Source organism: Variovorax sp. PBL-E5 (assembly GCF_901827185.1).
Taxonomy (GTDB): domain Bacteria; phylum Pseudomonadota; class Gammaproteobacteria; order Burkholderiales; family Burkholderiaceae_C; genus Variovorax.
This window is the reverse complement of record NZ_LR594671.1, coordinates 1,356,568-1,373,143: the sequence shown is the minus strand read 5'-3', so window position 1 is coordinate 1,373,143 and position 16,576 is coordinate 1,356,568. Positions and strand designations below refer to the sequence as shown.

The window sequence follows — 16,576 nt, the reverse complement described above, 5'->3', positions numbered from 1 at the left end:
CATTCAGAGCGTCCCAACCATGGCGGCGACCGTGCCCGCCATCGCCGCCGTGGCAATCCACCCGAGCCAACGCAACCGGACCCCGATCACATGCGCGCCCATGGTCCGTGCGCGCGACGCCAGGAGCATCATGACGGCCATGATCGGCACCGCGATCACCCCGTTGATGACGGCCGCCCAGAACAATTCCCTGACCGGATCGGTGGGAGTGAAGCACAGAAGCACGCCTCCTAGCGTGGCGGCCGCAATGACGCCGTAAAAGCCGCGGCCTTCATTCCTGTCCAGACGCAAACCGAGGCTGCCCTGCCAGCCGGCGGCTTCGGCGATCGCATAGGCCGCGGAGCCGACCAGGACCGGTACCGCCAGCATCCCGGTCCCGATGATCCCGAGACTGAACAGCAAGAACGTGAATTCGCCGGCGAGCGGACGCAATGCCTCGGCCGCCTGCGCCGACGTCTGAATGTCGGTGATCCCTGCAGCGTGCAGCGTGGCCGCCGTGCTCAGGATGATGAAGAAGGCGATCAGGTTCGAGAAGGTCATGCCGAGGAGGGTGTCGATCTTGATGCGACCGAGATGACGGCGCACGGCCTTGGCCGTGTGCAGCGCGCCATGACTGTCGTCTTCGATCTCCTGAGCGGCCTGCCAGAAGAACAGATAGGGGCTGATGGTGGTGCCGAAGACTGCGACCACCATCAATACGACATCGTGGACGGATGACCCTGCGGGCAAGCGCGGCATGGCCACTTCACTCAGGACCTGGTGCCAATCGATATGCAGCGTGAACGCCACGCCTGCGTAGGCCAGCAGCGTGAGCGTGAGCCACTTCAACCACTTGACGTAGCTCTTGTAAGGCAGGAAGACCTGCAGCAGAAGGCACGACAGGCCGAAAGCCACCGCATAGAGACGCGCCGAGCCTCGGACAAGAAGTTGCAGGGCCCCGCCCATCGCGGCAATGTCCGCGGCAACATTGAGTACATTGGCCACCACCAGCATGCCGACCACCGCATACAGCACCCAGCGCGGAAAGCTCGCCTTGATGTTGGCTGCGAGGCCGCGGCCGGTGACGTAGCCGATGCGTGCGCTGACCATCTGGATGGCAACCATCAGCGGCAGCGTGAACACCACGGTCCACAGCATCGAGAGCCCGAACTGCGCACCCGCCTGTGAGTAGGTGGCGATACCACTGGGATCGTCGTCGGCCGCGCCGGTGATCAGGCCCGGGCCGAGGCGGCGCCATCCGAGACCCGGCCCGAGCCGTCGATGGGATCGCCGCGTGTCGCGTTCTCCAAGCTCCATTGAAGCCACGCCGGACCGCGCGACACCCGCGTCGGAAAGCGGCGTCACTCGATGACTTTCTCTTGCGCGAATCGAAAGAGCCGCGCGCTGGAACGGGAGGATATGTGCTGGGGCATGCTGGCATGTTTGCAGGCGATGCCGTTGCGGATTTGCGCCAGATCAAGAAAGGCGGACGAAGATCGCTTGATCCAACGCAAGCCGTGGGCTTCCAGGGCCGACTAGCCTCACGACATCACTCAGGAGTCCACATGGCGCGACCTTCCTTGCAATTCCGACAGGCATGCACTGCGCTGCTCGAGGCAGTTCGGGCTGCTCACAGAAGCTCCGCAGGCTATGGAATCGGTCCGCGGAATCTGGATGAGGGCACGACGCCACCGCGTGCGAAACTTTCGACGGAACCGGGGAGGAAGGTCGAGGCCAAGGAGCGGGATGAGGCATCCACACGGCCGCGGAGAAAGACCGGCCGCTAGCCGCGGCGCCCGTCAGCCGCAACGGACGCCTCCCATCGCCGCAATCGCTCAATGCGACATCAGCACCGGCAGCGTCATGGACTGCAGGATCGAGCTCGTCGCGCCGCCCAACACCCATTCACGCGCGCGGCTATGCCCGTAGCAGCCCATTACGAGCAGATCCGCACTCCGGTCCGCTGCCAGAGACAACAGCCTTCCACCGACTTCGTCGTCCTGCGGACCACCCTGTTGAAGGGTTGCCGTCACGCCCTGTGCTCTCAGGTAGACCTGCAGCGCCTCGAGCGAGGATTCGATGTCCTCGCCATAGCTCACTACATGCACGGTGGCCGCACGGCGCAACCAGGGGAGCGCTGCCGACACGGCGCGCGCGGACTCGCGCGTCTCCTTCCACGCGACGAGGACGGTGCGACCGATGGGAGCGATCGGCCCCGCATAGGGCAGCACCAGGGCCGGCCGCCCGCTCTCGACCAGCAGGCTCGGCAGGAAGTCGCCGGGCAGCTCGCCGGCCGCTGGATCGCCGGCGTCACGCTGCCCCAGGATCATCAAGTCGCAATACAAGGCCCGCCGCGCGAATCCCCAGGGCGCATCCCCCATTGGCTCCTCCCACTTGAAGCGCGGTGATCCCGAGCCGACAGCCGTGAATGCCGCATACGCCTTGTCGCGGCACTGCCTGTCGAGGTCCTGCATGATTGCCAGGGCCTGCGCGGCGCCTTCGAGGGCGAAGGGATAGCGCATCAGCGCCGACATCGTGCATGGCAGGCCCGTGACTTCGGCATTGAAAGTCTCGGCCAATTGCCGGGCAACTTTGATCCGCTCGACGACTCGCGCCGAGCTGTCCAGATGCAGCAGGATCGATTTCGGAGTTTGCATGGTGTTCTCCTTCAGAACTCGAGAGTGGATGCGATGCAGTGCGGAGGCTGGTCCCGCACCCTATGTCTTGGGCGGGCGGCGCAGGACCGGCACGAAGTTGGTCAGCTTGCCCCGCCTGACCAGCAAGGCGACGACATCGTCGTCCTGCGTGGCCTGGAGGGCGGAGTCGAAGTCCTTCAAACTGGCGACTGCCGTCCCATTGACACCCACGATCATGTCGTCGAAGCGCAGGCCAGCAAGCCGCGCGAATCCGGAGGCCGATCTCACGTAGATCCCGGCGGGAAGCATTCCAAGGCTCTGGCCCGTGCCGCGCTCGACGAGGGCGAGCCCCAGCCGGGCATCGTTGTCACTCTGGGTCACGGCGGCAGGCCGAGGCAGGTCTTCAACCGCCTCGGCGACGCGGACCTTCAGCTGCACCAGGGCCCTGTTGCGCCAGATCGCCAGCGCCAACTCGGTCCCTGGACGCGCCGCAGCGACCCGCTCTTGAATGTCGGGATATGACATCCACGCGGCGCCGTCGATGGCAAGAATGACATCGCCGCTGCGCAGACCGGCATACGCCGCACCACCCTGCGGCTCGACGCGGATGACCAGGGCGCCAAGGGCACGGTCGAGACCAAAGGCCGGCGCGAGTTCGGGCGTGAGGGCTTGACTGGCGGCACCGATCTGTCCGCGATGCACCCGACCGGTCGAGCGCAGCTCTGCGGCGACTCGCATGGCAAGGTCGATGGGCAAGCTGAACGACGCACCGCCATAGCCGCCGGTCGAATAGATCATCGAGTTCACGCCGACGACTTCGCCCCGAAGATTGAACAGCGGGCCGCCGGAGCTGCCGGGGCTCAGCGCCACATCGGTCTGGATGAAGGGCACGCCAGCGCCGCCAGGAACAAAGCGCGGGTTCGCACTGACGACACCCGCCGCGACGCTGTTCTCGAATCCGAACGGCGCGCCCATCGCGGCCACCCACTCCCCCGCGCAAGGTCCTGATCCGCTGCCGATGAGCGCCGCCGGCAGCCTCGATGCAGCAATCTTCAGCACCGCGATATCCGTGCGGCGATCGAGTCCGACCAGTGCCGGGCGGAAGCGCCGTTCGTCCGGAAGGACGACCGTCATGTCCTGGGCGCCCGCGACCGCATGGGCGGCAGTCAGGATGTAGCCTTCCTGATCGATGACGAAGCCGGAGGCCAGCGATCGGTCCGGTGGCGAGGTCCATTGCACCGGGATGCCGCGCGACGGCACATCTTCCGACGGCGCGGCGCCCACATTCCATTCCTCCGTGCCCGAGGCCAGAACCCGGACGACGGCGAGTGATTCCCGCGCCACGGCGGAGACGAAATCTCCCGCTCGCCCTGGCGCCTCGGCGCGCTGCGCGCAGGTCGATTCACGCGGCCGGGCCGTGTCCGCTGCCGCGAGTCCCACGGCACCTACCCCCAGGACGACAGCGACGAACGCGTGCTTGAACCAGTCCATCTTGCTTGGTCTCCACGCGCCTCAGCGCACCAGCAGGATCGGTACCGAGCACTTTGCCAGCACCTTGGTGGCAACCGAGCCGAGCACCAGGTTCGCGAGGGCACCGTGCCCATGCGACCCCATGACCACGAGATCGAAGCGGCCCTGTTCCGCACGCGCGGCGATGAGATCGGCCGGATGTCCGATCTCGTACGCGAATTCCGCATCGATACCTGTCGTCTCCATCTGCGTGCGAATGGGGTTCAGGACGACGCTCGCATCGTCTTCGTAGTAGCTGCGGGTCAACGCGGGCCCTGCGAACGCCGCCGCGCGATGGGGCACCGGCAGGACCGCATAGAAGGCCGTGTAGGCGTGACTTGCGCCGAACAGGTCGCGGTGCGAACCCAGGTAGGAGAGCATGCGCTGCGTGTATTCGCTGCCGTCCACCGCCAGAAGTATTTTCATGATGAACCTTTCCTGTCTATCAGGCTTCCGCGCCCAGCCCGATCGGTGCCGGGACGATGCTGACGATGCGCGTGAAGAGCGCCCGGTATGGCTCGTCGGGCTCGCAACCCGTGAGCGGATCCCGGTTGGCAAGGAATGCGCGGTCCAGCTCCGCCCAGTCCTCCTCGGTCAACGCGCGTTCGGCCAGCGGCAGGATCTCCTTTTCCTCCAGCGCCATGTGCGCCAGGTAGAAATCGACATAACGCTCGACGGCCGTTTCGAAATCCTGCCGGCGAGGCTCGCCGAGCATCTCGAAGGCAAGCAGCGCGTGCTCGACGTCGCGGATCCTGCGCTCGCCGCGTTCATGGTCGTCGTCCAGCCGGTCGAGGAGTTCCCTCGACAGCGGTGTTCGCGCGCGAAGCTTCGGGAACAGCAGCTGCGACTCCTTGCGGTGATGCCGCTTCTCCGGAAACTCGTCGACGTAGAACAGCATGGCGCGCAGCGCAGCGAAATCGGGCAGCGTGCCGCGACGCCGGTGCTGGGCCAGCAACAGCAGAATGGATCGAAGCATCGCGGCCAGCGCGGCGTGCTCGTCGCGAATGATTCGGGTGGTGGTGTGCGTCATGCGAGGCTCCGGGTTGAAGCCCCGAGCGTCGCCCCTGTGGCTGCGCGTTGCCTTGTCGCAGATCAAGGACTGCGGCTCTTCTCATGCTTTGCCCGTCGCGTCGAACGCGAAAACCGCAGGCTTCGGCTTGCCGGCGCGCAACAGATCATCCAGCAGCGAAGAAAGCGACAGATGCCCAGTCAGCACGCTCGACAGGCTTGGCGCACAACGCGCCTGCAAATCGTCGAAAGGCGCCCACCGAAACGCATCCATCTCCGGCCGTACGCGGCCCTGGCGATCGACATAGGTACTCACGCACACGCATTGCCGCGTGTCGAACCGCTCCATCAGAACGGCGTAGAGCAGCAGCTCCTTGTGGCGCAGATAGTCGAAGCGTCCGAGATCCAGAAGTTCGTTGGCCTCCAGCCTCAAGCCGCACTCCTCGCGCGCTTCGCGTACGGCCGCCTGGGGACCGGCCTCGGAGCCGGCGACTCCGCCCTTGGGAATGTCCCAGTAGCGGCTCCCCGTAGCGTGGCAAAGGAGCAGCTCGCCTGCCGGATCAAGCACGAGCACGCCGCAGCTGGTGGTTTTCATCACGTCCATGAAAACCGCCATCGAATCACGACGACTTGATCGATGTCAAAGCACCGCACGAACCGCCTTCCATACTGCCTGCACCTCAACCGCAAGCCCAAGGAGCGCATCATGTACCAGCGAATTCTCGTCCCCGTCGACGGCAGTCCGACCTCCCGCCGGGGGCTGGACGAGGCGATCCGCCTCGCCAAGCTCACGCACGGAAAGCTGCGCCTGATGCATGTCGTCGACGAGCTCTCGTTCAGCTTGGCCATGGATGCCTATGCCGGCTACGCGGGCGACTGGCTCGGTGAACTGCGTGCCGGCGGTGCCCGCATCCTCGAGGCGGCCAGGGCGACAGTGGCAGCCGCCGGCATCGAGGTCGATACCGTGCTGCACGACACGTTCAGGAACTCGGTCCATGAACTCGTGACGGCCGAGGCGGCCACCTGGCCTGCCGACCTGATCGTCGTCGGCACCCATGGCCGCCGCGGCGTCGGACGGCTGGTGATGGGCAGCAGCGCGGAGCACATCCTGCGCTCTGCGAGCGTCCCGGTGCTGCTGGTGCGCGCACCCGAAAGCGCGGACAAGCCGCAAGCGAGCGCTGACGGCTCCACCCATGTGAAGCTGCCGAGCGCCGCCCTGACGATGGAGTGATGGGCCGCGCTCGAGGCACTGACCGCACCGCGGTGCCGAGCCATTCCGATTCGGATTTCACGGCAGAAGAAATCCCGTTCGCCAAGGAGGCTTCGATGAGCCAAGTACTCGTGATCAGCTATTCGAATACGGGCACCTGCCGCCGGCTGGCGCAGTTGCTGTGCGGCCAGCAGGACTGGCAGATGGCCGAAATCCTCGATGTGCAGCCCCGCAGCGGCATCTGGGGCACATGGCGCTGTCTGCTCGACTCCTGGCTGCGGCGCTGCCCGCCCATTCGCTACACGGGCCCGCAGCCTTCCGAGTTCGGGGTGGTAGTGCTGGTGGCGCCCATCTGGGCCTATCGGCTCGCAGGCCCGATGCGAAGCTTCGTGACGTCGCGGCGCGATCAGCTGCCGCGCGTTGCCGTGGTGTCCGTCATGGGGGGTCAGGGCGCGCCGAACGCGGTCGCCGAAATCGGTGCGCTGCTGGGTCGCTCTCCCCTGCTGAGCACGGCTTTCACAGCGCGAGAGGTCGAGGACGGCAGCTGCGCAGCCCGCCTGCAAGCCTTCGGCACGGCGGTGGAGACATCGCAGAACACGCAGACCGCCACCCGCGCAGCCGCCTGGTCGCCGCAGGCGGCCTGATCGAGGATCGGAATCTGCCCATCGGCTGATGCGGATCAGGGCTCGCGCGTCTGCGCATCCTTGCACCGCTGCATGGCGAGAAACTACTTGCCCCTGCGCTTCTTCTTTTTCTTGTCCTTCTCGTTCTCTTCGCCGACCTGCTCCTGCCCGGCCTTGTGAAGCCGCACTTTCTTGAACTCCCCGATCGCCGACTTGTCGTGGGCATAGCTCACCACGCGATATACCTGACGGCTGACCCCTCCGCTTCCCACGTTGCAGATGACCGTGCCGTTCTGGCTCTCGAAATCCGGGGCCTCGTCACCCAGCCAGTCATGGTTCTCGATCGTCGTCTCGATCCGGCAGTCGCGAGGCAAGCCGATGCCCATCTTGCGCAAGAAGTCGCGCGGCTTGCCGAGATAGGCCTTGAATTCGGATGGCGTGCATTCCCAGAAATGGATGTTGAAGGGTTCGGCCCGAACGATCTCGGACCGGGCGGAGAAATCGACAATCTTTGTCGGCATGGTCGGCTCCCAGTTGGCTTTGAGGAAACAGGAGACAGCTTCGGCGTTCAAGCTTCAACGGCGACACGGGAAGGTGCCGGCTCTGCGCCCGCCGCCCGGGCTGCGTTCGCCTCAGCGGCCTGGACGACCCTGACCAGCAATACCGGCACCGGGGCGACGCGCAGGATCTGTTCCGCGTCGCTGCCGAGCAGTGCCCGGCCGATGCCGCGGCGGCCATGCGTTCCCATCACGATGAGTTCGGCGTTCCAGGTCTTCGCCTGTTCCACGACGAAGTCCGAGACGCGACCTGCCGGCGAGGTGAAAAGAACGCTCTCGGCCTGCACGCCGGCCTTCGCCGCACGCTCCCTGCCTTGCTGAAGAACCTGCTCCCCGGCCTGCTCCATCAACGGAATCAGGTCCGAGCTGTAAGAGGCGAAGGTCTCGAAGCCGGACACGTACTTCAGTTCGTCCACGACGTGAACGATCCTGAGCTTCGCGCCCGTGAGCTTGGCCAGACGGACGGCTTCGTCCAGACCGAGAAGAGAAGTTGTGCTGCCGTCGATGGGAACCAAGATTCGTTGATACATGGCGGTATGGCTGCCGGTGCAGGTGTGGATGGATGGGCATCAGTTTCCGCCCGGCGAATCCGCACGGTCTTGACGCGCATCAAGGCGCCGCGTTGACCTGGCGCAAACGACTTGGTGCAAGCGGGCCCAAGAATCGATTCGCTCGCCCGTGCGGCCGAGGGCGGGCATTCCGTGCATCGGCCCGAAAGGAAAACAACCATGTATCAGCGAATCCTGGTCCCGGTGGACGGCAGCTCGGCCGCCGAACGCGGCCTGCGCGAGGCGATTCGACTCGCTGCCGAACAGAGAAGCAGGCTGCGCCTGCTGCTTGTCATCGACGACTTTCCGATGCTGGTGGAGATGTCGGCCATCTCCAGCTTCGAAGCGTCGATGCAGAAGCTGCGGCAGTACGGCGAAGGCGTGCTGGCCGAGGCCAAGGCCAAGGCGCTGGAAGCCGGCATACAGGCCGACGCGGTATTGCGCGAGGTCACGCAGGGCCGGGTCGCCGACATCATCGTCGACGAGGCCCAGACGGCAGCGTGCGACTTGATCGTGATGGGAACGCATGGCCGCCGCGGCTTCAGCCGACTGGCACTCGGCAGCGATGCGGATCGGGTCGTTCGAAGCAGCCGGGTGCCGGTGCTGCTGGTGCGCGACGAAGCGGCCGATGCCTGATCGCGGGTCGGTGTTCGGGCGGCGGCTCATCCGGTGCGTCGCCTTTGCGGGCCTGCTCGCCGCTTGCGGCGCCGGCGCGGCACAGCCTACCGCGACATCGGAGACGACCGCCTTCGCCGCCCTCGTCGCCGGTCGCAGCGCAACCGTGGTCGACATCACCGCCCTGCGTTTCGACCGCGACGCCGACGCCGATGACGAAGACAATGTGGAGATCACGCCCGATGCCGATTTCGCGGACCGACTGGCCCAGCCCCTGCCCGCGGGCCTGGCGATCAGTCAGATCCGGGATGTCGCATCCGGCGTGATTCTCAGCAGCGACGGCTTGATTCTCACCAGTGGCCACGTGGTCGCCGGCGTCGACGAGGCGCAGGTACGGCTGAGCGACGGGCGCAAATTCGCCGCCAGGCTGATCGGTGCGGACAGGCCCACCGATGTGGGCTTGCTGAAGATCGAGGCTAGCGGCTTGCCGGCCGCGGTCTTCGGCGATTCGTCGACGCTCGCACCGGGCGACTGGGTGGCGGCGATCGGCGCGCCCTTCGGCTTTCACGGCAGCGTCACGGCCGGCGTGGTCAGCGCCACGGACCGCTATCTGTCTGGCGCGGGCGAGATTCCCTTCGTTCAGACGGATGTGGCCATCAACCCGGGCAGCTCGGGCAGTCCGCTGTTCAACGCGCGAGGCGAGGTGGTCGCGATCAATTCGATGATCTACAGCGGCAGCGGAGGCTACATGGGTTTGTCCTTCGCCGTGCCGATCAATTTGGCGATGCAGATCGCGATCGAGTTGCGCGCGCATGGCAGCGTGAGGCGCGCACGGCTCGGCGCGGAGTTCCAGGAGGTCAGCCCCGCACTCGCCCAGTCCTTCGGCCTGAGCGCGGCGGCCGGGGCGCTCGTGGTGCATGTGCAAGCCGATAGTCCCGCCGAGGCGGCTGGTCTCCTGTCCGGCGACATCGTGAGCGCGATCGACAGCATCCGCATCGAGCGTTTCACCGAACTGCTGCGGGACGTGGTGCACCGCACGCCAGGCACGCGCGTCAAGCTCCAAGCATGGCGCCGCGGCCGCGCCGTCACGCTGTGGGCGACGTTGAACGAAGAGCTTCATGCGCAGACACCGCCGGTGCCGCGGCCTCCCACGCCCACGGGCGACGGTCTGGGCCTCGGCCTCACCGAACTGTCGCGCATGCAGCGCGTGCAATTGCGCATCGAAGGTGGCCTTCTGGTCAGGCAGGCCATCGGCCCAGCGCGCAGCGAGGGCTTGCGCGCGGGCGACATCATCCTCGCAGTCAACGACGTGGTCGTCGATCGCGTGGACGACTACAGCCGCATCGTGTCACGCATGGCACCGGGCCGCATGGCCGCGCTGCTGGTCCTGCGCGCGGGACGCCGGGCCTACGTGCCGATCCAGGCGCCCGCGCGCGCCGCGCGCCGCGAGACGCGCGGAGATTGAAGTCTGGCCGCTGCTGCGGATTTCTTGCGCTGGCGCAAGCGCCGCCGGCATCCGAAGCCGGATGCTCATGCCACCCGCAACTCAGGAGAATTCCATGACCCCGAGAACGCTGCTGGCCCTGCTGGCCCTGCTGGCACTCTCCCTCAGCGCAACGGCTTTCGCTGCCGACTCCACGCAGCCCGGCCAGCTCAGTCCGCCGCCCGGCCCGGCACAAAAGACCGTGGCGGCTGCAAGCAAGGCGGCACGAGAGGCAGAGAGCGCCGCGCGCAAGGCGGCCAACGCAGCCAAGGACGCCGCCGAACAAGGCAGGATGACTGCGGGGCGGCTTTCCAGCGCGGCGGCCGAAGCGATCCGACGCGCAGCCCGCAAGGCGGCCGATGCCGCGACCCGCTTCGAGGAAAAGGCCAGCACCTCGGCAAGCAAGGCACTCGACGAAAGCAAGGCTGCTGCCCGCGCTGCCGAAGAAGAAGGCAAGAAGGCATCCGCCGCCACCCGGGACGCCCTGGGCAAGGCAGAGGAATCGGTCCACCAGGCGGCGGCGTCGAGCAAGGAGGACGCCGAGCAGGCCGCGCAGGCCACGCGCAACGCCTTGCAAGAGGCGCAGCAAGCCACGGCCGCGGCGGCACGCGCCGCTCGGGACGCGGCCGCCAGAACGGCGCAGGCGGCCAGACGGAATGCACGTACTTCCGATCAGGCCCCCGGGCGCTGAAGGCCGGCGGCTTCGGACGCGCGCCCGGTACGGGAAGGTGGCGATCGTCAGTGCGCCAGCAGCGCCGGCAGAGTCATCTTCTCCAGGATCCCGCGGGTCACGCCACCCAGCATCAGTTCGCGGAACCGTGAATGGCCATAGCCACCCATCACAAGCAGATCCGCGCCCAGGTCGGTGCTGCGCGAGAGCAATGCATCGTCGATGTCGATGTCGACGGCCTCTTGGTCGGCCTTGACCTGCACGCCATGCCGCAAAAGCCAGTGGGTCATCTCCGGGACCAGAAGCTTGCCGCCGTCCGGTGCTTCGCCCAGCCGATGGAAAGACAGCAGGGTCACCCGGGCCGCCCGCCTCAGCAGCGGGAGCGCCTGGCGCATGGCAACCGCCGATTCCCGTGAGCCATCCCAGGCGATGACCGCGTGCTCCCCGACCTTGTCGAAATGCCCCGCAAAGGGAACCATGAGGATGGGACGGCCAGTCTGCAGCATCGCCTGTTGTGCGAGCTCGCGCAGCGGCGCATCCGCAGGATTCGACCGGTCGCCCTGGCCGAGCACGATCAGGTCGCTGGCGCGCCCGTGATTCACGACGGCGTCGACCGTGCTGCCGTCGACGCGGCGAATCTCGCTGGACAACGGACCAGGGCCCGCCGCCTGCTCCCTGAACTCTTCGGCGATGGCATTCGCGCGCCGACGCAGATGCTCCGACGACTCGGCGATGAAGTCGCTTGCGCCCGTGGGGATGGCGCCGATGGGAATGGCGCCGTCGTACAGGCCCGTGGGCACCAGACCGACCAGATGGCTGCCATGCGCCCGGGCCAGCCCGGCGGCGAGACGCACGCGGACGGGACATCGGTCCGTGGGGTCCAAGTGAACGAGGATGGTTCGGAAGTTCATGCGGCAGCTCCTTGGAATGCGGATGGACTCATCCTCGAACGCAGGACAGCGAAGTGCCTTGACGCCGGTCAATGCGACGGACATTCGCGCCGTCAGACTTCGGCGCACGATGCCTCCCTCCCGCTCTGTCCGATTCCTCGCAGCGCCCGCGATGGCCCTGTGGGCGCTCTGCGCCGCTGCCGCGCCGCCCAGCCCTGCCGACCTGGCGCAAACCTACCGCGATCAGGTCGAGATGCGCCTCGATCCGCCCGCCGACGAGGCCCTTCGCTATGGCGTTCTCGCGCTCGAAGCGCTCGAGCGCGCCGGCATCCCGCCTGCGCACGCGCAATACGTGGCGCTGGTCGACCGCAATCCCAACGTGCAGGCGATCTTTCTCTACTGGCTGGACAGCGGATCCGCACCCCTTCTCGTCGGCGCCTCGCCCGTATCGACCGGGCGCGGCGGCGACTTCGATCACTTCGAGACACCACTCGGCGTGTTCGAGCATTCGATCTCGAACCCCGATTTCCGCGCCGAAGGAACGCTCAACGCGCGAGGCATCCGCGGCTACGGCGCGAAGGGAATGCGTGTGTTCGACCTCGGATGGCAACAGGCAGAGCGACTGTGGGGCCATGGCGGCACGAGCACCATGCGTCTGCAGATGCATGCGACCGATCCCGAGCTGCTGGAGTCACGGCTCGGCAGCGCGCAATCGAAGGGCTGCATCCGCATTCCCGCGAGCCTGAACCGCCTGCTTGACCGCTTCGGCGTGCTGGACGAGGACTATCTTTCGGCCGCAGCGGAGGGTCTGCCGATGTGGGTGCTGCCGCCCGCACAGACGCCGGTCGAGGGTGCCGGGCGCTACCTGATCGTCGTCGACACAGGGCGCCATGAACGTCCTGCGTGGTCCCCGAAACCCGGTGCCACCGCGGCCCGAGCTGCAACGCGAGCCAGGACCGCGAAGTGAACGAAGAAGTCAACGAGTTCGACAGGATGCTGCATGCTGCGTGGGGCAGGTTGACCCGCGGCATGTCACCTGCCGCACTGATACTGGCGTGGGCCGACTGGGCAATCCACATGGCCGCGCAACCGGAGCGCTGCACGAAGGCGTGGACCGACCAGCCGCCGTGGCTGGCCGCGGATCGAAATGCCGAGCACGACCCGCGCTTGCGCGGCGACGAATGGGAGCGCTGGCCCTTCGACCTGTACCGGCGGGCCTTCGAGACCGGCGCACGATGGTTGCATGGCATGACCGATAGCGTGCCGGGTGTGGACCGCCACCACGCGCAGTTGGTCGCCTTCATGGCACGGCAGTGGCATGCCATGGGCTCGCCCGCCAACTTCCCCGCCACCAACCCGCAGGTGCTGCAAAGAACGGTGGCCACCGCCGGACTCAACTTGCTGAAAGGCGCCGCCAACTGGATCGACGACGCAAGGCGTTCCGCACTGGAGCTGCCGCCAGCGGGGGCGGAGGCCTTCGAACCCGGACGCGAGGTGGCCGCAACGCCGGGCAAGGTCATCCTGCGCAACAGGCTCATTGAATTGATCCAGTACACGCCCGTCACCGCAACCGTGCACGCCGAGCCCGTGCTGATCGTCAGCGCGTGGATCATGAAGTACTACGTGCTCGACCTGTCGGCGCACAACTCGCTGATCCGTTTCCTGGTCGGGCAGGGCCACACCGTGTTCGCCGTCTCCTGGAAGAACCCCGACGCCAGCGACCGGGACTTTGGCATGAGCGACTACCTGAAGCTGGGCTTCATGGCCAGCCTCGATGCGATCGGCGCTGTGTTGCCGCGCAGGCGCATTCACGCGGTCGGCTACTGCCTCGGCGGCACCCTGCTGGCGATCGGCGCGGCCGCGATGGCACGCGACCATGACGGGCGCCTTGCCACGCTCACGTTGCTGGCTGCGCAGACGGACTTCACGGAACCGGGCGAACTGAGCCTCTTCATCGACGAGAGCCAGCTGGCGTTTCTCGAGGACGTGATGTCCCGCCAAGGCTACCTGAGCGCACGGCGGATGGCCGGCGCCTTCCAGCTCCTGCGCGCGCAGGATCTCGTCTGGACGCCCATGGTGCGCAACTACCTGCTGGGCGAACGCATGCCGATGACCGACCTGATGGCGTGGAATGCCGACGGTACGCGCATGCCCTATCGCATGCATGCCGACTACCTGCGCAGCCTGTTCCTGGACAACGCGCTGGCCGAAGGCCACTACCTGGTGGACAACCGCCCGGTCTCGCTGAAGGACATCGAAGTGCCCGTCTTCGCGCTCGGCACCCGGACCGACCACGTGGCGCCCTGGCGTTCGGTCTACAAGTTCAACCTGCTGTGCGATGCCGACATCACTTTCGTGCTGACGGACGGCGGCCACAACGCCGGCATCGTGAGCGAGCCGGGGCACGCGCGTCGCAGCTACTGCGTCCTGCAGCGCGCCAGGAACAGTCCTTATGTCGGGCCGGACGATTTTCTGCTGCAGGCGACGCATGTGGAAGGCTCGTGGTGGCCGCTCCTGCAGCGCTGGCTGGCCGATCGTTCGGGGCCGCGGCGCAAGCCACCGCGCATCGGTTCCACCCGACACGGCCTCGCGCCGATCTGCGACGCGCCCGGCACCTACGTGCTGGAAGGCCGGCATCCCAGTCGCGATGCTTGATCCAGCGCAAGGCGGCGCGCGCCGGGCGTTCCTACAGTGAGCTTGCAGGCACGGCGTCCCTGCCGCGATGCCTGCCGTACCACTTCCAATCAACCGAAGGAATTCCATGAAGACCGATGCACAACTCAGAGACGATGTCCAGGCCGAGCTGACCTGGGACCCTGCGATCAAGGCCACCAACGTGGGCGTGATCGCCAAGGATGGCGTGGTCACCTTGACCGGCCACCTCGGCTCCTATGCCGAGAAGTACGCAGTGGAGCGCGCCGCGCAGCGCGTCAAGGGCGTGAAGGCACTGGCGGTCGAACTCTCGGTCAAGCTGGCCCCCGCCTATGAACGCACCGACGCCGACATCGCCCTGGCAGCCGAACGCGCGCTCGAATGGAACGTGCTCGTGCCCGACGGAAAGATCAAGCCGATGGCGGAAAACGGCTGGATCACCCTGAACGGCGAGGTCGAATGGGAATACCAGCGCCGGGCCGCGGAGACGGCGGTGCGCAATCTGCTCGGCGTCACCGGCGTCAGCAACCTCGTCAAGGTCACGCCGCAGGTCAAGCCCTCCGAGGTGGAAAAGAACATTCGCGAAGCCCTCGAGCGTCAGGCCGACCGCGAGGCCAAGGCCGTGTCGATCAGCGTGAACGGATCGAAGGTCACCCTGCGCGGCAAGGTCCATTCCTGGGCGGAATTCAACGCGGTGCAGGGCGCCGCCTGGTCGGCGCCCGGCGTTGCGACCGTCATCAACGACGTGCTGGTGGAAGTCTGAGCATGCGCGTTGCGTCGATCACCGGTAGGACGGCCGGCATCGGCGCGGCCTTGGCCGAGGCACCCTGTCGATCAACGGCGGGAAGTACATGGCCTGGGCCCGAACTTGCGAAAGGATTGCAATGAACCCCGACATCGAACTGAGGCACGAGGTGCTTGCCGCGCTGAACTGGGACCCGCAGGCTTGCTGCGCGGACGTCGACGTGTGCGTCGAGGACGGCGCGGTCACACTCACCGGACAGCTGGTCAGCATCGATCTGAAGCGCGCCGTTGAATGCGCCGTCCGGCGAGTGAAGGGCATCAAGACCCTGGTGAACGAGCTCGTCGTGCGCGGTGTGCCCGAGCCTTGCCGGCGCGATTCCGACAGCGCATCGGCGGGCGGCGTCGGACAGCTCGAGGCCGGCGCGGCCTGATAGCACCATGCGCGCCATGGTCCTGGAGGCGCCAGGCCAGCCACTGCGCCTGACACAACGGGCATCGCCCGAGCCCGCGGGCGGCGAGGTACGCCTGCGCATACTGGCCTGCGCCGTGTGCCGCACCGATCTGCATGTGGTCGATGGCGATCTGCCACTGCCGACGCTGCCGATCGTGCCGGGGCACGAGATCGTCGGCGTGGTCGATGCGCTCGGTGCGCAAGTGACAAGGCATCGCATCGGTGATCGCGTGGGCGTGCCATGGCTCGGCCATGCCTGCGGGCATTGCAGCTACTGCCACGACGGCCGAGAGAACCTGTGCGACGCCCCGCGCTTCACTGGCTACCATCGGGACGGCGGCTTCGCGAGCCATGTGGTCGCGGAGGCCGACTTCTGCCTGCCGCTGGGCCTGCAGCAGGCGCACGACCCGGCACGGATCGCGCCCCTGCTGTGCGCCGGGCTGATCGGCTGGCGCAGCCTCAAGGCGGCGGGCGAATCCGCGCGGCGTCTGGGCCTCTATGGCTTCGGCGCCGCGGCCCACCTGATCGCGCAGGTGGCCAGCGCACAGGGCCGGCAGGTCCACGCGTTCACGCGAAGCGGCGACGTGCAGGGGCAGGCCTTTGCGCGCCGCCTGGGCGCCGTGTGGGCCGGAGGGTCCGATGAACTCCCCGCCGAGCCGCTGGATGCGGCGATCATCTTCGCCCCGGCCGGCGAGCTCGTTCCCATCGCGCTGCGCGCCGTCCGAAAGGGCGGCCGGGTCGTCTGCGGCGGCATCCACATGAGCGACATCCCCTCGTTTGCGTACCGGCTGCTGTGGGAAGAGCGGCAGATCGTCTCGGTCGCCAACCTGACCCGCGACGACGCGCGCGAGTTTCTGGACATCGTCCAGACGCAGGCGCCGCAGGTGCACGTCACGACCTACCCGCTGGAACAGGCCAACGACGCTTTGGCCGACGTGCGCGCCGGCAGACTGCAAGGCGCGGCGGTGCTGCTGCCCTGATCGCAAGCGCAGCCGCATCGC

General features: G+C 67.0%; 19 protein-coding genes. 10 read left to right on the top strand and 9 right to left on the bottom strand.

All coding sequences use genetic code 11. The features are described from left to right. Positions 1–3 precede the first annotated feature (3 nt). The 6 genes from WDLP6_RS06735 to WDLP6_RS06710 all read right to left on the bottom strand — a co-directional run bounded on the left by WDLP6_RS06735 (position 4) and on the right by WDLP6_RS06710 (position 5,736). On the bottom strand, positions 4–1,344 hold the full coding sequence (locus WDLP6_RS06735) for an NRAMP family divalent metal transporter (protein WP_232076978.1): 1,341 nt from the start codon (positions 1,342–1,344) through the stop codon (positions 4–6). Between the two features lie 470 nt (positions 1,345–1,814). Continuing rightward, a complete protein-coding gene (locus tag WDLP6_RS06730; RefSeq protein WP_162591709.1) occupies positions 1,815–2,636 on the bottom strand; it encodes a universal stress protein in 822 nt (273 codons plus the stop codon). A gap of 60 nt (positions 2,637–2,696) precedes the next feature. Beyond that, entirely contained in the window at positions 2,697–4,106 is a 1,410-nt protein-coding gene (locus WDLP6_RS06725; protein ID WP_162591708.1) for a trypsin-like peptidase domain-containing protein, read from the bottom strand. 21 nt (positions 4,107–4,127) lie between these two features. Further along, positions 4,128–4,550, bottom strand: coding sequence for a universal stress protein (locus WDLP6_RS06720; RefSeq protein ID WP_162591707.1), 423 nt, complete (start codon positions 4,548–4,550; stop codon positions 4,128–4,130). Between the two features lie 19 nt (positions 4,551–4,569). Then, complete coding sequence (locus tag WDLP6_RS06715) at positions 4,570–5,154, bottom strand: hemerythrin domain-containing protein (RefSeq protein WP_162567080.1); 585 nt, start codon at positions 5,152–5,154, stop codon at positions 4,570–4,572. An 81-nt stretch (positions 5,155–5,235) separates the two neighbouring features. Beyond that, a complete protein-coding gene (locus tag WDLP6_RS06710) occupies positions 5,236–5,736 on the bottom strand; it encodes an NUDIX hydrolase (protein WP_232076977.1) in 501 nt (166 codons plus the stop codon). A gap of 102 nt (positions 5,737–5,838) precedes the next feature. Between WDLP6_RS06710 and WDLP6_RS06705 the strand changes: the two genes are divergently transcribed. Both WDLP6_RS06705 and WDLP6_RS06700 read left to right on the top strand, forming a co-directional pair. Beyond that, on the top strand, positions 5,839–6,363 hold the full coding sequence (locus WDLP6_RS06705; RefSeq protein ID WP_162567079.1) for a universal stress protein: 525 nt from the start codon (positions 5,839–5,841) through the stop codon (positions 6,361–6,363). Between the two features lie 95 nt (positions 6,364–6,458). After that, a complete protein-coding gene (locus WDLP6_RS06700) occupies positions 6,459–6,986 on the top strand; it encodes a flavodoxin family protein (protein WP_162591706.1) in 528 nt (175 codons plus the stop codon). Positions 6,987–7,069: 83 nt separating this feature from the next. Here the strand turns inward: WDLP6_RS06700 and WDLP6_RS06695 are convergent, their stop codons facing one another. Both WDLP6_RS06695 and WDLP6_RS06690 read right to left on the bottom strand, forming a co-directional pair. Next, on the bottom strand, positions 7,070–7,537 hold the full coding sequence (locus WDLP6_RS06695; protein WP_232076976.1) for a hypothetical protein: 468 nt from the start codon (positions 7,535–7,537) through the stop codon (positions 7,070–7,072). Further along, positions 7,534–8,052: a universal stress protein gene (locus tag WDLP6_RS06690; RefSeq protein WP_162591705.1), complete on the bottom strand. Its 519-nt coding sequence runs from the start codon at positions 8,050–8,052 to the stop codon at positions 7,534–7,536. Before WDLP6_RS06690 ends, WDLP6_RS06695 begins: the two co-directional genes overlap by 4 nt. A gap of 198 nt (positions 8,053–8,250) precedes the next feature. Between WDLP6_RS06690 and WDLP6_RS06685 the strand changes: the two genes are divergently transcribed. The 3 genes from WDLP6_RS06685 to WDLP6_RS06675 all read left to right on the top strand — a co-directional run bounded on the left by WDLP6_RS06685 (position 8,251) and on the right by WDLP6_RS06675 (position 10,859). Then, a complete protein-coding gene (locus WDLP6_RS06685; protein WP_162591704.1) occupies positions 8,251–8,706 on the top strand; it encodes a universal stress protein in 456 nt (151 codons plus the stop codon). Further along, positions 8,699–10,150, top strand: coding sequence for a trypsin-like peptidase domain-containing protein (locus tag WDLP6_RS06680; RefSeq protein WP_162591703.1), 1,452 nt, complete (start codon positions 8,699–8,701; stop codon positions 10,148–10,150). Before WDLP6_RS06685 ends, WDLP6_RS06680 begins: the two co-directional genes overlap by 8 nt. Positions 10,151–10,244: 94 nt before the next feature. Beyond that, a complete protein-coding gene (locus WDLP6_RS06675; protein ID WP_162591702.1) occupies positions 10,245–10,859 on the top strand; it encodes a hypothetical protein in 615 nt (204 codons plus the stop codon). A 47-nt stretch (positions 10,860–10,906) separates the two neighbouring features. On the opposite strand, the gene WDLP6_RS06670 is transcribed toward WDLP6_RS06675, so the two are convergent. Next, the gene (locus WDLP6_RS06670; RefSeq protein WP_162591701.1) at positions 10,907–11,749 is read right to left on the bottom strand and encodes a universal stress protein; all 843 of its coding nucleotides are present in this window, start codon (positions 11,747–11,749) and stop codon (positions 10,907–10,909) included. A 109-nt stretch (positions 11,750–11,858) separates the two neighbouring features. On the opposite strand from WDLP6_RS06670, the gene WDLP6_RS06665 reads away from it, so the two are divergent. From WDLP6_RS06665 to WDLP6_RS06645, 5 genes are all read left to right on the top strand, one after another. Continuing rightward, positions 11,859–12,695, top strand: a complete 837-nt coding sequence (locus WDLP6_RS06665) for a L,D-transpeptidase (RefSeq protein WP_232076975.1) — start codon at positions 11,859–11,861, stop codon at positions 12,693–12,695. Continuing rightward, positions 12,692–14,383, top strand: a complete 1,692-nt coding sequence (locus WDLP6_RS06660) for a PHA/PHB synthase family protein (protein WP_232076974.1) — start codon at positions 12,692–12,694, stop codon at positions 14,381–14,383. Before WDLP6_RS06665 ends, WDLP6_RS06660 begins: the two co-directional genes overlap by 4 nt. Positions 14,384–14,489: 106 nt before the next feature. Then, the gene (locus WDLP6_RS06655; protein ID WP_162591700.1) at positions 14,490–15,143 is read left to right on the top strand and encodes a BON domain-containing protein; all 654 of its coding nucleotides are present in this window, start codon (positions 14,490–14,492) and stop codon (positions 15,141–15,143) included. 121 nt (positions 15,144–15,264) lie between these two features. Next, the gene (locus WDLP6_RS06650; RefSeq protein WP_162567074.1) at positions 15,265–15,555 is read left to right on the top strand and encodes a BON domain-containing protein; all 291 of its coding nucleotides are present in this window, start codon (positions 15,265–15,267) and stop codon (positions 15,553–15,555) included. 7 nt (positions 15,556–15,562) lie between these two features. After that, positions 15,563–16,555: a zinc-dependent alcohol dehydrogenase family protein gene (locus WDLP6_RS06645; protein WP_162591699.1), complete on the top strand. Its 993-nt coding sequence runs from the start codon at positions 15,563–15,565 to the stop codon at positions 16,553–16,555. The last annotated feature ends 21 nt before the right edge of the window (positions 16,556–16,576 follow it).

Excerpts from the sequence above, each read along its gene's own strand:
- WDLP6_RS06710 (WP_232076977.1), bottom strand. The coding sequence starts at position 5,736 with ATGGACGTGATGAAAACCACCAGCTGCGGCGTGCTCGTGCTTGATCCG.
- WDLP6_RS06720 (WP_162591707.1), bottom strand. The coding sequence starts at position 4,550 with ATGAAAATACTTCTGGCGGTGGACGGCAGCGAATACACGCAGCGCATG.
- WDLP6_RS06665 (WP_232076975.1), top strand. The coding sequence starts at position 11,859 with ATGCCTCCCTCCCGCTCTGTCCGATTCCTCGCAGCGCCCGCGATGGCC.
- WDLP6_RS06725 (WP_162591708.1), bottom strand. The coding sequence starts at position 4,106 with ATGGACTGGTTCAAGCACGCGTTCGTCGCTGTCGTCCTGGGGGTAGGT.
- WDLP6_RS06650 (WP_162567074.1), top strand. The coding sequence starts at position 15,265 with ATGAACCCCGACATCGAACTGAGGCACGAGGTGCTTGCCGCGCTGAAC.
- WDLP6_RS06705 (WP_162567079.1), top strand. The coding sequence starts at position 5,839 with ATGTACCAGCGAATTCTCGTCCCCGTCGACGGCAGTCCGACCTCCCGC.
- WDLP6_RS06685 (WP_162591704.1), top strand. The coding sequence starts at position 8,251 with ATGTATCAGCGAATCCTGGTCCCGGTGGACGGCAGCTCGGCCGCCGAA.
- WDLP6_RS06715 (WP_162567080.1), bottom strand. The coding sequence starts at position 5,154 with ATGACGCACACCACCACCCGAATCATTCGCGACGAGCACGCCGCGCTG.
- WDLP6_RS06675 (WP_162591702.1), top strand. The coding sequence starts at position 10,245 with ATGACCCCGAGAACGCTGCTGGCCCTGCTGGCCCTGCTGGCACTCTCC.
- WDLP6_RS06690 (WP_162591705.1), bottom strand. The coding sequence starts at position 8,052 with ATGTATCAACGAATCTTGGTTCCCATCGACGGCAGCACAACTTCTCTT.
- WDLP6_RS06680 (WP_162591703.1), top strand. The coding sequence starts at position 8,699 with ATGCCTGATCGCGGGTCGGTGTTCGGGCGGCGGCTCATCCGGTGCGTC.
- WDLP6_RS06730 (WP_162591709.1), bottom strand. The coding sequence starts at position 2,636 with ATGCAAACTCCGAAATCGATCCTGCTGCATCTGGACAGCTCGGCGCGA.
- WDLP6_RS06655 (WP_162591700.1), top strand. The coding sequence starts at position 14,490 with ATGAAGACCGATGCACAACTCAGAGACGATGTCCAGGCCGAGCTGACC.
- WDLP6_RS06670 (WP_162591701.1), bottom strand. The coding sequence starts at position 11,749 with ATGAACTTCCGAACCATCCTCGTTCACTTGGACCCCACGGACCGATGT.
- WDLP6_RS06700 (WP_162591706.1), top strand. The coding sequence starts at position 6,459 with ATGAGCCAAGTACTCGTGATCAGCTATTCGAATACGGGCACCTGCCGC.
- WDLP6_RS06645 (WP_162591699.1), top strand. The coding sequence starts at position 15,563 with ATGCGCGCCATGGTCCTGGAGGCGCCAGGCCAGCCACTGCGCCTGACA.